The 13,792-nt window shown below is 70.7% G+C and carries 8 protein-coding genes; 5 read left to right on the forward strand and 3 right to left on the reverse strand.

From position 1 onward, the window contains the following. Window positions 1-152 precede the first annotated feature (152 nt). The gene (locus tag SD455_RS03525; RefSeq protein ID WP_445507261.1) at window positions 153-1,991 is read right to left on the reverse strand and encodes a phosphotransferase; all 1,839 of its coding nucleotides are present in this window, start codon (window positions 1,989-1,991) and stop codon (window positions 153-155) included. A gap of 105 nt (window positions 1,992-2,096) precedes the next feature. Here SD455_RS03525 and nudC point away from each other — a divergent pair, with 105 nt between their 5' ends. Both nudC and SD455_RS03535 read left to right on the forward strand, forming a co-directional pair. Further along, the gene (nudC, locus tag SD455_RS03530; RefSeq protein ID WP_445507262.1) at window positions 2,097-3,236 is read left to right on the forward strand and encodes an NAD(+) diphosphatase; all 1,140 of its coding nucleotides are present in this window, start codon (window positions 2,097-2,099) and stop codon (window positions 3,234-3,236) included. Beyond that, window positions 3,233-5,419: an ATP-dependent DNA helicase UvrD2 gene (locus tag SD455_RS03535; RefSeq protein WP_445507263.1), complete on the forward strand. Its 2,187-nt coding sequence runs from the start codon at window positions 3,233-3,235 to the stop codon at window positions 5,417-5,419. The genes nudC and SD455_RS03535 overlap by 4 nt, the downstream gene beginning before the upstream one ends. A 101-nt stretch (window positions 5,420-5,520) precedes the next feature. Here SD455_RS03535 and SD455_RS03540 read toward each other — a convergent pair whose 3' ends face one another. After that, on the reverse strand, window positions 5,521-6,093 hold the full coding sequence (locus SD455_RS03540; RefSeq protein WP_445507264.1) for a M48 metallopeptidase family protein: 573 nt from the start codon (window positions 6,091-6,093) through the stop codon (window positions 5,521-5,523). Between the two features lie 218 nt (window positions 6,094-6,311). On the opposite strand from SD455_RS03540, the gene SD455_RS03545 reads away from it, so the two are divergent. Beyond that, window positions 6,312-7,433: a hypothetical protein gene (locus tag SD455_RS03545; RefSeq protein ID WP_445507265.1), complete on the forward strand. Its 1,122-nt coding sequence runs from the start codon at window positions 6,312-6,314 to the stop codon at window positions 7,431-7,433. Here SD455_RS03545 and SD455_RS03550 read toward each other — a convergent pair. After that, window positions 7,322-8,920, reverse strand: a complete 1,599-nt coding sequence (locus tag SD455_RS03550; protein WP_445507266.1) for a zinc-dependent metalloprotease — start codon at window positions 8,918-8,920, stop codon at window positions 7,322-7,324. The genes SD455_RS03545 and SD455_RS03550 overlap by 112 nt on opposite strands. Before the next feature lie 260 nt (window positions 8,921-9,180). Between SD455_RS03550 and SD455_RS03555 the strand changes: the two genes are divergently transcribed. After that, on the forward strand, window positions 9,181-10,395 hold the full coding sequence (locus SD455_RS03555) for a YlbL family protein (RefSeq protein ID WP_445507267.1): 1,215 nt from the start codon (window positions 9,181-9,183) through the stop codon (window positions 10,393-10,395). Window positions 10,396-10,550: 155 nt separating this feature from the next. After that, window positions 10,551-13,664: a UPF0182 family membrane protein gene (locus tag SD455_RS03560; protein WP_445507268.1), complete on the forward strand. Its 3,114-nt coding sequence runs from the start codon at window positions 10,551-10,553 to the stop codon at window positions 13,662-13,664. Window positions 13,665-13,792: the final 128 nt, after the last annotated feature.

Consider the following 13,792-nt stretch of genomic DNA (forward strand, 5'->3'; position numbering starts at 1 on the left):
AACACGCAGGCGACAACCCGCGGTACGGGACACACATTCCCTCCCGCAAGGAGATAGCTGTCACATAGCTGGCACAGCACCGGCGCCGTCGGGCTGGCCCAAGGGAAGCGAGCCAGCGCGACGGCGCCGGAAGGCCCCCGTCAGGGGGCGGATCAGGAGCCCGGCGGGCGCAGCCCCGGATACGCCGAGTACACCGAGTCTCGCGTGCCGGACGACGACGGCGCCTCACCGGAGCCTGACTGCTCGCCTGATGGGCCGGGAGTCGGCGTCTCGGCCGAAGTGACCTCGGCTGTCTTCGGCTCCGTCGCCGGGGCCTCGCTGTCATGAGCGGTCCCGACGGCGTCTTGGGAATCCGCTCGATCGTCGGCTCCGGTGGCGTCGGCGACGACCGCATGGGAGCCGGTGTCGGCGCTGGGCGCGGAGCGAGCACTGTCCGCGGAACGGGCGCTGTCGGCGGACTTCGCCGGGAAGTAGTTCTTCTGCTTGGACCGCTTCTCGGACTCCTCATCCGGCAGGATGGGCAGTGAACCCGAGGACGGGTGCCGTTCAGCGCCGGGTGAGCCGGCTCCTGCCGGCGGCACCGGGGAGATCGTCCCGGTGGGGACGTCGTCGTCATCCAGGAAGTGCGAATCGTCCACCTGCTGGGGGATCGCACCGGTGGGCTGCTCGTCCGCGGGAGCCCCGGCCATGCCGGGGGAGCCGGCCGAGACCGCGGGAAACTGCCCTGTCGGGGTCTCGTCGTCGAACTCGGACTCGGTCGGCGCCTCGGCCGCAGCATCAGCCCGAGCCTGACCGGCCCCCTGGTCCTGAGCACCGGTCTCGGCTGCGGCCCCGGCGTCCGAGTCCTCGGCGTCCTGGTTCTCAGCACCGTCCTCGTCGGGGGAGCCCTCAGCGGAGGCGTCCTCATCGGCCGAGGCGTCGGTGATCACCGCGGGTTCGTGATCGCCTGCTCCAGAGTCGGCCCACTCGCCGGTGTCGGCCACCGTGGCGGCCGCCCCGGCGCGAGCCACCGGACGCGAGTCCTGCGCCTCCGCGGGCTCCTCACCCTCCATCGGGGTCAGGGCGATCGGCTGCCCGCCGTGGGCCTCGATGTCCTCCTCGAGCTGCCGCAGCAGGTTCAACGCCTCGTCGATCATCTCCCGGTTCTCGGTGGCGTGTCCACGGACCAGCCACTGGGCCAGGGCGAACTCGGCGGTCAGTGCGGCCCGGCGCATCAGGTGCGGATCACTGGGCCCCCGGCGATGCTCCTGGTAGGCGGTCAGCACCGCCTGGGCGAAGTCAGGGTCAGGGGTGGCGGTCAGCCACGCGAAGTCGTCGGCGGGGTCCCCGATGTGCAGGTCGGTCCACCCCGTCACGGCCACCACGCGCTCGCCGTCCACGTGCAGGTTGTCCTCGTGCAGGTCACCGTGGGCCACCGCCGGGGTGAAGTCCCACAGCTCCTTCTCCTCCATGGCGTGCTCCCAGCGGCGCAGCAGGGTGGAGGGGATCTGCCCGGTGGTGGCGGCCTGGTCGAGCTCGTTGAGGCGACGCTGCCGGAACCTCTCGGCCGAATAGCGGGGCAGGTCCGCGTTGTCCACCACGGACTCGTCCAGATCATGGATCGCGGCGATCGTGCGGCCGACGTCGCCGATCACCTCGGCGCCGGAGGAGGTGAGCTCTTCGAGTTCCAGGGTCTGGCCGGGAAGATGGTTGTATACGAAGGTGCGCATCTCGCCGCGGCGCACCGCACCGGCCACCGACGGGACCCGGAAGGGCAGCTCGGCGCGGATGGCGGTGGAGAAGCCGCGCAGCACCTGCAGCTCGGTCTCCAGGCGCATCGCCGCCTCCTGGTGCTGCGGAGACCGGATGCGCCACCGGTTGCCCTCGGCATCGATGACGATCGCCGAGGTGAAGTCGCGGGCGTCGTCGGCGACGGCGGCCACGCCGGTCGGGGAGAGGCCCGGCACGGCGGCGGTGGCCAGCGCCGCCAGTTCCATCGATGTCCATCGCACGGTCACCAGCGTATGGTCTCGGGGTGCTCCGGGACCGCTAGGCCACGCCGTGTTCCTCAATTCCTCAGGCTCGGACCAGTCACCGCCGAGCGCTACGGTAGATCCATGCAGTCTGCACCCGGTGTTCTCGACCTCCCGCTGACCCGTCCCCGCATCGACCGGCGGGACCAGGATCGACAGCGTCACGACTGGCTGGCGGAGGTCTGGACCGCTCCCGGCACCGGTGTGCTCCGGCTCGACGGCGGCCGCGCCCCGGTGCGCGCCGCCCGCTCCGACGGCGGCCCTGACGCCGAAGGCTCCCGGAACGGGACAGAACACGACGTCGCGCACACCTCGCGCCTGCGCCTGGTCTTCGAGGCGCCCGAGGGCCCGCTGCCCGAAGACGCCGTCTACCTGGGAGCGGCACCCCTAGGAGCCGCTTCAGAGGCCACTCATGAGGAACGTCCGCGGCACCTGATCGCCGTGCCCGCCCCCGGGCAGGCCCACGACGGCGACCTGGCGTCCGTCACCGAGTCGTCCTCCGCCCGGCCATCAGGCCACGCAGACAGCGGAGTCATGCGTCAGTCGGGCGATCGGAACGGCGTCTCCGACACCGAGCACCCGGTCCTGCGCTGGGCGGACCTGCGCTCCGTCGGCGCCCACCTGCCCGCGCTGGAGGGCGAACTGCTCACCCAGGCCACCGCCGTGCTGAACTGGCATGCGAACTCCGCGCACTGCCCTCGCTGCGGCGCCGTCACCGAGGTGCGCAGCTCCGGCTGGATGCGGCAGTGCCCGGCCTGCGGAGCCGAACACTTCCCCCGCACCGACCCTGCCGTCATCACCGCCGTCGTGGATCCCCAGGACCGACTGCTGCTCGGCTCTGCCACCCGCTGGGACGCCCGCATGTACTCCACCTTCGCCGGCTTCGTGGAGGCCGGCGAGTCCCTGGAGGACGCGGTGGTGCGCGAGGTCGCCGAGGAGGCCGGCGCCGCCGTCGCACGCGTGGAGTACATCGGCTCCCAGGCCTGGCCGTTCCCACGCTCGCTGATGCTGGGCTACCTGGCCCACACCCGCGACGCCGTGGCCCATGCCGATGAGGATGAGATCCGCGACGTCCGCTGGTTCACCCGGGAGGAGCTCCACCAGCAGGTCGCCGAGGGCCGCATCGGCATCCCGCCGCGGGCCTCGATCTCCCGAGGGCTGATCGAACACTGGTACGGTGGCACGTTGCCCGACGTCGACATCTGGAGCAGAGGAGCGCGATGACCTCGACCCCGTCCGATCCTCAGGCTCCGGACGCGGTCCTCGCCGGGCTCGACGACGAGCAGCGCGAGGCCGCCAGCACGCTGACCGGGCCGCTGTGCATCCTCGCCGGCGCCGGCACCGGCAAGACCCGCGCCATCACCCACCGCATCGCCTACGGAGTGCGCGCCGGCGTCTACGATCCCCACCGGCTGCTGGCCGTGACCTTCACCGCCCGGGCCGCGGCCGAGATGCGCTCACGGCTCAACGCCCTGGGCGCCCCCGGCGTGCAGGCCCGCACCTTCCACGCCGCCGCCCTGCGCCAGCTGCAGTACTTCTGGCCGATGGCCATCGGTGGCACCATGCCGGAGATCCTCGACCATAAGGTCCGCCTGCTCACCGAGGCGGCCCGGAGGCTGCACATCTCCACCGACCGGGCCGCCCTGCGGGACCTGGCCTCCGAGATCGAGTGGGCCAAGGTCTCGACCCTGACCCCGGACTCCTACCTGGAGCTCGCCGCCCACCGCCCCGAACCGGGGGGAGTGGACCATCGCACCTTCGCGAAGCTCTACCAGTCCTATGAGGACGTCAAGCTGGACAAGCACCTCATCGACTTCGAGGACGTGCTGCTGCTGACGGTGGGCATGCTCGAGGACGACGAACGGGTCGCCGCGCAGGTGCGTCAGCAGTACCGGCACTTCGTGGTGGACGAGTACCAGGACGTCTCCCCGCTGCAGCAGCGTCTGCTGGATCTGTGGCTGGGTGGCCGGGAGGAGCTGTGCGTGGTCGGAGACGCAGCCCAGACCATCTACTCCTTCACGGGCGCGACCCCGGACCACCTGCTGCAGTTCACCCGCCGGCATCCGCAGGCGAAGATGGTCCGCCTGGTGCGGGACTACCGCTCCACCCCGCAGGTGGTGCAGCTGGCCAACGTGCTGCTGGCCGACCGCACCCGGGAGCAGGCGAAGATCCGCGCCCAGATGCAGGCCCAGGGTGAGCAGCCGCCCGCGTGGCCGGATCCGCTGCGACTGATCTCTCAGCGCGAGCACGGGCCGGCCCCGTCGCTGACCCAGCATGCCGACGACGACGCCGAGGCCAGCTGGATCGCCGAGCAGATCGTCGCGCTGCGGGACTCCGGGGTGCCGCTGAGCGAGATCGCGATCCTCTACCGCACCAACGGGCAGTCCCAAGCCTTCGAGCAGGCGCTCGCCACCGCCGGCATCTCCTACCAGCTGCGCGGCTCCGAACGCTTCTTCTCCCGACGGGAGGTCCGCGAGGCGCTCGCCGCGCTGCGTACCTCCTCCCTGGTGGAGGAGAGCGGCGACGGCGTGCCCAAGACCGTGCGTGACATCCTCTCCTCCCACGGCTGGCGCCGCGAGGCCCCCGAGGGCACCGGTGCGGTGCGGGAGCGCTGGGAGTCGATGTCCGCGCTGGTGGGCCTGGCCGATCAGCTGCACGCCGAACGGGAGATGCTCGACGAGACGCTCACCATGCGGCAGTTCATCACCGAGCTCGAGGAGCGCTCGGCCGCTCAGCACGCCCCCACCGTGGAGGGCGTCACCCTGGCCTCCCTGCACTCGGCCAAGGGCCTGGAGTGGGACGCGGTCTTCCTCGCCGGACTCAGCGAAGGGCTGATGCCGATCACCTTCGCCAAGACCCAGCGGGAGATCGATGAGGAGCGCCGACTCCTCTACGTGGGCATCACCCGCGCCCGGAAGCACTTGTACATGTCCTCCGCCCAGTCCCGGCACTCCGGGGGCCGGGGCCGACGCAGCCCGTCGAGGTTCCTGCGGCCGCTGCGCCGTGAGCTCGGGCTGGAGGAGCCCACCCGACGGATCGCGCCGTCGTCGGGGACGGTGAACCCGAACTCGCGGGCGAAGAAGAGGACCGCCACCTGCTCCTCCTGCGGGACCGTGCTGACCACCGGCACCGAGGTCAAGCGCCGCCGCTGCGAGGACTGTCCGGCCCGCTACGACGAGGAGCTCTACGAGCGACTGCGCTCCTGGAGGTCCTCGCACGCCAAGGAGCTCGACGTCCCGGCCTTCGTGGTGTTCACCGACGCCACCCTGGAGGTCATCGCCGAGCGGATGCCGCGCACCGACGCCGAGCTGCTGCAGGTCCCCGGGGTGGGGGAGAGGAAGCTGGAGAAGCACGGTGAGGCGCTCAAAGCCGTCCTCAGCGAGGCGGCCCAGGCCCGCCGCGGCTGAGACGCGCTGCTGAGGCGCCGATGAGGCGCGTCGCTGGGGCGCCGATGAGGCCCGTCGCTGGGGCGCCCCGGCATCATCGGGTCTCCGTCAGACTCTGGCCCTCACTGGGGATGGCTCCAGGCGAAGCTGACGCCCTCGAGGAACGCATCGGCCTCCCGGGTGCGGGGATAGCGGGCCACCAGGGCCTGGAACCGCTGCCCGTGCCCCGGTTCGATCAGGTGCGCCAGCTCATGCACCAGCACGGCGTCCTGGACCCACAGCGGCATCTTCTGCAGACGCGACGACAGCCGGATGGTCCCCTCCGTGGAGGTCGTGGAGCCCCAGCGGGTCGTCTGCCGGTCCGACCACACCACCGAGGTCGGCCGGGGGATGCCGTCGAGATGCTCTCGAGAGAGCTCCAGGGCGCGGCGCATCAGCTCCTCGTCGGTCCGTCGGCGCTGTTCCGCACGGCGCCGGAGCTTCTGCTGGAAGGCCCGCGCATGCTCATCCACCTGGGCGCGGCTGAGTCGGGACGGCACCCGCAGCCGCAGCGTGCCGTCCACCTGGTCGGCGGTCACGGTGCGTGTTCTACGAGGGGAGCGGATCACCAGCACCTCATCGCCGTCGACCATGATCCGCTGGGCGTCCTGCGGCCCGGCAGAGCCGCGGCGCCGATCGGTGGAGCTGCGAGGCATCGGTCCTCCTGGTGCTGTGCTGTGCCGTGCTGCCCGGGGCTGTGCTGTGGGAGAGGCGCGGTGGTGGGTGTGGGGCGGTCGCAGGAGAGTCTAGCGGCGGCCGGTGACAGGGGACCTCCCCATGAGGGGAGCCGCGTGGTCACCGCCCATCACCCCAGGTCAGAGCAGCCTGTGGATAACTCTGAGAGTCGGTGCCTGAACTCTGCCAGGATGTCGTCATGGACCTCACCGCTGTGGACGCCGCCGGCGCCGACGACCTGGAGAACGTGGATCTGGAGCTCGGAGCAGCCGGCCCGGTGTACCGGTTGCCGCCCCGGGCGACCGTCACCGGCGTGGGCGAGACCACGCTCCACCTGCGCTCAGGGACAGCCTCGGTGCTCCTGGAGGGAGACGCCGAGGCGCTGCTCGCCGCCGCGCGTCAGCTGGACAGAGGGGTGCCGGTGGATGCCGCTCCGCGCGTGGTGGAGCGGCTGTGGAACCACGGAGTGCTCGAGCGCGAGACGGGAGTATCGGCAGCCGAGGTGCGCCGCACCCGGCTGGCCCAGTCCTGTGTGCTGGTGGACGGGCTGACGTCGTGCGGTGAAGCTCTGGCCGACCTCCTGGTGCGCCACGGCGTGGGGACGGTGGTGCTGCGCGACGCCGCCCCGGCCGATCCGCCGCCGGAGGTCGGCCGACGGCACGCGGGAGGCCCGGACCGTCTGCGGGCGGAGGACCTCGCCGACGCGCTCGCGGAGACCGCCGACGGGGTGACGGTGCTGTCCTGCCCGCCGGACGGCGTGGTGCAGGCCGCGGACGTGCAGGTCCTCATCCGGGAGACCGACGCCGGCGCCCCCGGCTGGCCGAGGCGGGAGGAACTCATCGCCGGGCTGCGGGAGTCACGCCGCGTGCTGCCCGTCCTCACCACAGCTGACGGGATGATGTTGGGCCCGGTCATCTCGGACGGCGGGCCGGCACCCTGCCCAGACTGCCTGCAGCGGCAGGGGAGCAGCCTCGGGATCGGGGGAGCAGACGGAGGAGACGATGGTGCCCCGATGGCGTTCTTCGCCTCCGGTGCGGCGGTCTGGCCGCTGCAGGGCATGGCGGCGCATCTGCTCATCCACCAGCTGGGGGAGCTGCTCGCCGGCCCGCAGCTGCCGGCGCTGACGGACGCTGTGCTGTGGATCGACGGCGGCACCGGGGCGATCAGCGCGCGCCACGTGCCGCCGTCGTCGGACTGCTCGTGCCGGGCTCAGTCCGAACTCTTCGGATCATCCCCGGAGTCATCCGAGCCCCCGGAATCACCCGAGCCGCCTGGACCGCCCGAGCCGCCTGGACCGCCCGAACTGCTGGGGCCGTCGTAACCGCCGTCGAGCAGCTTCTGCAGCTCTTCGTCGATGCGGGCGGACTCGGCGGCGCGCTCCTCCTGGCGGGCCTGGAAGCCCTGCGGGTCGTCCAGGTCCTCCTCGGTGGGCTGCACGTCCGGGTGAGCCCACACCTCGTCCCGGCCGGTCATCCCGGAGGTCTCCCGCAGGTGCGCCCACAGGGCGGCCGCATCGCGCAGGCGGCGCGGACGCAGCTCCAGGCCCACCAGCGCGGCGAAGGTGTGCTCGGCCGGGCCGCCGGTGGCCCGGCGTCGGTTCAGCGTCTCGCGCAGTGCAGGCAGCGACTCCAGGTGCTCGGCGGCCTGCGAGACGACGTCGTCCACCCAGCCCTCCACCAGGGCGAGGGTGGTCTCGATGCGCCGCAGAGCGGCGTCCTGCATCGGGGTCCGTTCCGGGGTGAACAGCCCTTCGCCGAGGACCTCCTGCATCGCCTCCGGGTTGGTCGGGTCGATCTGCGAGGCGGCCTCCTCGATGCGACCCATGTCGATGTGGATCCCGGCGGCGTACTGAGCCACCGCATTGAACAGGTCCTGCTCCAGCCACGGGCACTGGGCAAACAGCCGCATCCTTGCGGCCTCCCGCAGGGCCAGGAACAGCAGGACCTCCTGCTTGTCCACCTGGAGGCCGGCGCTGAACTCCTCCACGTTCTTCGGCAGCAGCGCCATGGTGCGCCCGGCCAGCGGCAGGCCGATGTCCGAGGCCGAATGCACCTCCTTGGCCAGCGCACCCACCGCCTGGCCGAGCTGCATGCCGAAGGCCATGCCGCCCATGGACTGGATCATGCCGCTGATCTGCTCGGCCCCGGCCCCGCCCATCATGGCCTGCATCTCCGGGGGGAACCCCGAGCCCTGCTCGTCGAGTTGGCCCTTGATGGCTCCGGAGAGCGCCTCGGCCACCGACTCGGCCACGGGTTCCGTCAGGCGGCGCCAGGAGTCGAAGGTCTCCTCCACCCACTGAGCCCGGGCCCAGGCCTGACCGATCTGGCCCACCGACTCGAAGCCGGTGGCGCCGTCGAGCCACATGTCAGCCAGGCGCAGGGCCTCGTCCACGGCGCGGCTCTGGGCCGGAGAGACGCTCGGGTCGTCGCCGGCCGCGGCCTGGCGGGCGGCCTGCTTCGCCATGGTCCAGTTGACCGGGCCCTGCCGGTCCTCCTCGGAGGAGCTCTGCATGGCGGAGAACATCGCCTGGACCTGTCCCATGATCTGCTGCATCATCTGGGGATCCATCTGCGGCAGACCCAGCTGCGACGGGTCGAAGCCTTCGGGCAGCTGGGGCCCGCCCTGGCCCGGAGTGCCGGTGAAGCCGATCGACGGGCCCTGCCCTGCAGGGCTGCCCTGCCCGGGCTCTCCGCCGAACATGCGGCGGAACATCTCCTCCATGGGGTCCTGGGGCTGGTCGCCCTCGTTCTCCTCGCGGCCCTCGTCGTCGCGGTCCTCGCCGCGGCGTCCGGAATCGTCGGCATTCATGAGCTGCTCCTGAGTGGTCGATCCGCCTGGGTCTCTGGACCTCCCAGCCTACTGCCGGGCCATGGACGGTGTCTGTGGGCGCGTGGGCCAGTTCGCGCAGGGAGGAAGCGCGCGTCCCGTGCCCGGGGCGGCGCCGGCGAATCACCAGGACGACGCCGATGAGGGCACGCCGCCCAGCGGCCGTCGGCAGCTCCCGCGGCAGCGTCCGTCAGCCCAGTTCGCCGTCCTCCGCGGGTGATGAGACAATGGCCCGGATCACTATGACTGGACGATTCACTGCCTCGGGGCGGCCGGCAGAGCCCCCGCATCTGGGATACGGCACGGGCACGGAGCCGGCTCAGCGGGTGGGTGTGGCCGCATCCATCCCGCCGCCCTGGGACCCTGACGCGCCCCCAGCGGGCCCCACCCACAGCTGGACCGTGCGTCGCACCGTGCAGCTGGCCTGCGGTCTGGGAGCGGTCGTCCTCGGAGCGGCCCTCCTGGGGACCCCCGCCCCGTATCTGACCGAATCTCCCGGACCAGTGTTCGACACCATCGGGGAGCGCGGCGACGAGCCGATGATCAGCATCGATGGGGCGGAGACGCACTCCACCGAGGGGTCGCTGAACATGACCACCGTCTACGTCAACGGAGCCCCCACATCGGTGGTCTATGTGCCGCAGGTCGTCCGCGGTTGGTTCGATCCGACCGTGGACGTGCTCCCGCAGGAGCTGGTCTACCCCTCGGGCACCACCGCCGAGGAGGTCCAGCAGATGAACACCGCTGCGATGACCAGCTCCCAGGACTTGGCGACGGCGGCGGCCCTGAACGCGCTGGGCGTCGACTACGGGCAGCGGCTGCGTGTCATCGACTTCACCCCGCAGGCCGCCGACGTCGGCACCACTGAGGTGCTCGAGGTCGGCGACGAAGTGCTCGCCGCAGGAGGCGACCCGGTCTCCGGCGTCGAGGGACTTCGCGAAGCTGTGAACGACGCCGCAGGTCAGCCGGTAGAATTGACAGTGACCAGGGACGGTGAGGAGTTCGACGTCGAGGTCCCCACCTACCAGGAGGCGGATGGCGACTACTACGTCGGCATCATGCTCCAGGGCGACTTCGACTTCCCGGTGGAGGTCGAGATCACTCTGGAGGACGTCGGGGGCCCCAGCGCGGGGCTGATGTTCTCCCTAGGGATCATCGACCGTCTCACCGAGGAGTCGATGACCGGCGGCGAGGACTGGGCCGGCACCGGGACGGTGGATCCCGACGGCACTGTCGGTCCCATCGGCGGGATCGCGCAGAAGGTGGTCGGAGCGCGGGACGCCGGCGCTGACCATTTCCTGGTCCCGCGGGACAACTGCGCGGAGCTCGAGGGCCGGACGCCCCGGGGCCTGGAGCTCCACGGGGTCGACGACGTCGACCAGGCTCGGCAGATCGTGGAGGCGGTTCGGGATGACGATGACGCCTACCTCGCCTCCCTCGAGGCCTGCGGCAGCTGAGACCTCGGCACCCCGCCGCGCAGCCTGCGGCGGCCCCGACCACGACGACGACACCTGAACAACTCGACCAGACCAGCAGCAGACCAGCACAACAGCACAACGTCCCGGACGGATCGAGCACCGACGACGCCGGCCGGGACGAAGAGAGGGTAGATGTGAGTTTCTCCCAGGGATTCGGTTCGACGAACCCCTTCGGCGGCTCCGGCCTGTTCGGCTCGGGCGGCTCTGACGACGACGGCGGTTCCGGCAGAGGGGGGTCCGGCGGCGGCGGATCGCAGCGTCCGCAGCGCAGCGGTCCGCGGCGTCCGTCCGCGCTGACGCTGACGATCATCATCATCGCGGTGCTGATCGGCGCGTTCGTGATCTCCTCCGGCTTCTACGCCGAGATCATGTGGTACAACCAGGTCGGCTATTCGGAGGTCTTCTGGGTCGAGCGGCTCAGCCGGCTCGGGATCTTCCTGGCCGGGTTCCTGGTGATGGGTGCCCTGGTCTGGCTGAGCCTCTTCCTGGCCTTCCGCAGCCGGCCGCAGACCCTGGATCGACAGATGAACGAGTCGATCCAGCGCTACCAGAACACGCTGACCTCCATGCGTCGCCTGCTGATGATCGGCCTGCCGGTCCTGATGGGCTTCTTCGCCGGGACGGCGGCCTCCGGCGCCTGGGAGGAGGTGCTGCTGTTCTTCAACCAGGAGCCGTTCGGCATGACGGACCCTGAGTTCGGCCTGGACTTCGCGTTCTTCGTGTTCACGATGCCGTTCCTGGGCTTCATCAACGGCTTCCTCATCTCCGCCGTCCTGGTGGCCGGGATCGCCGGGATCATCTGCCACTACCTCTACGGCGGCATCCGGATCGAGCCCAGCGGCCGATTCGTGATCGAGAAGGCCGCCCGCTGGCACATCGCCGTGACCGCGGCGATCTTCGTGCTGCTGCAGGGCGTCAACTGGTGGCTGGACCGCTATGCGACCCTGACCAACCAGGACGGCAACTGGGCCGGCGCCCTCTACACCGACGTCCACGCCGTCATCCCGGCGCAGACCATCTTGGCCGTCGCCGCAGTCCTGGTGGCGGGGATCTTCATCGTCACCGCCGTGACCGGTCGCTGGCGCTTCAGCATCATCGGCACCGCCGTGCTGATCGTCACCGCGATCGTCGGCGGCGCGGTCTACCCCTTCCTGGTGCAGGAGTACCAGGTGCGTCCCTCGGAGCGCACCCTGGAGAGCCCGTACATCGAGCGGAACATGGAGATGACCCGCTTCGCCTACGGGTTCGATGAGATCACTCAGGACGACTACGACGCCGAGACGCGGGCTGCCGAAGGTGCGCTCGCCGAGGACGCGGCCAACACGCAGAACATCCGTCTGCTGGACCCGAACCTGGTCTCGGCCTCCTTCGGCCAGCTCCAGCAGTTCCGTCAGTACTACGCGTTCAACGACACGCTGAGCTTCGACCGCTACGAGGTCGACGGGGAGCGCGAGGACACCGTCATCGCCGCCCGCGAGGTCAACGTGGCCGACGACGCCTCCTGGGTGAACCGGCACCTGATCTTCACCCACGGCTACGGTCTGGTGGCGGCCAACGCCTCCACGGTGACCCCGGAGGGTCGCCCCGACTTCACCCTGCGAGACATCCCGACCCGCGGCCAGCTGGCCAGCGACGAGGACTACGAGCCGCGCATCTACTTCGGCGAGAACACCACCGACTTCTCCATCGTCGGTGCGCCGGAGGGTGCGGACCCCATGGAGCTGGACCGCCCCGCTTCTGGCAACTCGGATGCGGACACGGTCTACACCTTCTCCGGCGAGGGCGGCCCCTCTGTGGGCAACCTGTTCAACCGGCTGGTCTACGCGATCCAGTTCCAGTCCCCGGAGATCCTGCTCTCCGGCGACATGAACGAGGAGTCGCAGATCCTCTACGACCGGCATCCGCGTGAGCGTGTGGAGAAGGTCGCTCCGTTCCTGGAGGTGGACCAGAACATCTACCCGGCCATCGTGGACGGGCGCGTGAAGTGGATCGTGGAGGGCTACACCACCTCGACGAACTTCCCGTACTCCATGCAGCAGCAGCTGGAGTCGGCCACCACCGACGCCCTGACGCAGGGCGGCCAGGTGCTCTCCGGCCAGGTCAACTACATGCGCAACTCGGTGAAGGCCACCGTGGACGCCTATGACGGCTCGGTGACGCTCTACGCCTGGGACGACGAGGACCCGATCCTCAAGGCCTGGGAGAACGTCTTCCCCGAGTCACTGCAGCCGTACTCGGAGATGAGCGCGGAGCTCATGGACCACGTCCGCTACCCGGAGGACATGTTCCGGGTGCAGCGTGAGCTGCTGGGCCGGTACCACGTGACCGACCCGGGTGCGTTCTATGAGAACAACGACGCCTGGTCCGTGCCGGACGACCCGACCCAGGGCGACGGAGCGGTCAAGCAGCCGCCGTACTACATGACCCTGCAGATGCCGGGTCAGGACGAGCCGAAGTTCTCCCTGACCTCCACGTTCATCCCGCAGATCACCGAGGGCGCCCAGCAGCGCAACGTGCTCTACGGCTTCCTGGCCGCCAACGGCGACGCCGGCACCGGCGAGGACGGCGTGAAGGACGAGGACTTCGGCAGCCTGCACCTGCTGGAGCTGCCCCGTGACACCGCCGTGCCGGGCCCGGGTCAGACCCAGGCGAACTTCGACTCGAACTCGGTGGTCTCCCAGGAGCTGAACCTGCTGCGTCAGGGTGCCTCCGAGGTGATCAACGGCAACATGGTCACGCTGCCGGCCGGTGAAGGCATCCTCTACGTGCAGCCGGTGTACGTGCAGTCCACCGGTGCCACCGCCTACCCGCTGCTGCGGAAGGTGCTGGTCTCCTACGGCGAGGAGGTCGGCTTCGCCGACACCCTCGGCGAGGCGCTGGACCAGGTCTTCGGCGGCGACTCCGGTGCCGCCGTGGCCGAGGGTGCCGGGGTCGAGGGTGAGGCCGTGGACGAGGACGTGGAGACCCCGACCGGGGACGACGCCACGACCGAGGACGAGGACCTCGAGGCCCCGACCGAGGATGAGGACGCCACCACCGAGGATGACGAGCCCACGGTGGAGGACGCCCCGACCGGATCCCCGGAGGAGCAGCTGGCCGACGCCCTGGAGCGGGCCAACCAGGCCATGCAGGACTCGCAGGCGGCTCTGGAGGAGGGTGACTTCTCCGCCTACGGTGAGGCGCAGGCCGAGCTCCAGCAGGCCGTGGAGGACGCACTGGCGGCCGAGGAGGCCATCGCCGGCGACTGATCCTCACAGCTCCGGAGGCTCCGGCCTCCGGAGCTGGCCGCGGAACCCCGGAGCGGGGTTCTCCAGCTGGACCGCAGACGGCGGGGCCGGTTCCCTTCACGGGGAGCCGGCCCCGCCGTCGTCTCTGG

It is taken from the genome of Nesterenkonia sp. K-15-9-6, assembly GCF_052656005.1.

Bases quoted from the DNA above. Each gene is read 5' to 3' on its own strand.
- SD455_RS03555 (WP_445507267.1), top strand. From the start codon at position 9,181: ATGACTGGACGATTCACTGCCTCGGGGCGGCCGGCAGAGCCCCCGCAT.
- nudC (WP_445507262.1), top strand. From the start codon at position 2,097: ATGCAGTCTGCACCCGGTGTTCTCGACCTCCCGCTGACCCGTCCCCGC.
- SD455_RS03540 (WP_445507264.1), bottom strand. From the start codon at position 6,093: ATGCCTCGCAGCTCCACCGATCGGCGCCGCGGCTCTGCCGGGCCGCAG.
- SD455_RS03535 (WP_445507263.1), top strand. From the start codon at position 3,233: ATGACCTCGACCCCGTCCGATCCTCAGGCTCCGGACGCGGTCCTCGCC.
- SD455_RS03545 (WP_445507265.1), top strand. From the start codon at position 6,312: ATGGACCTCACCGCTGTGGACGCCGCCGGCGCCGACGACCTGGAGAAC.
- SD455_RS03550 (WP_445507266.1), bottom strand. From the start codon at position 8,920: ATGAATGCCGACGATTCCGGACGCCGCGGCGAGGACCGCGACGACGAG.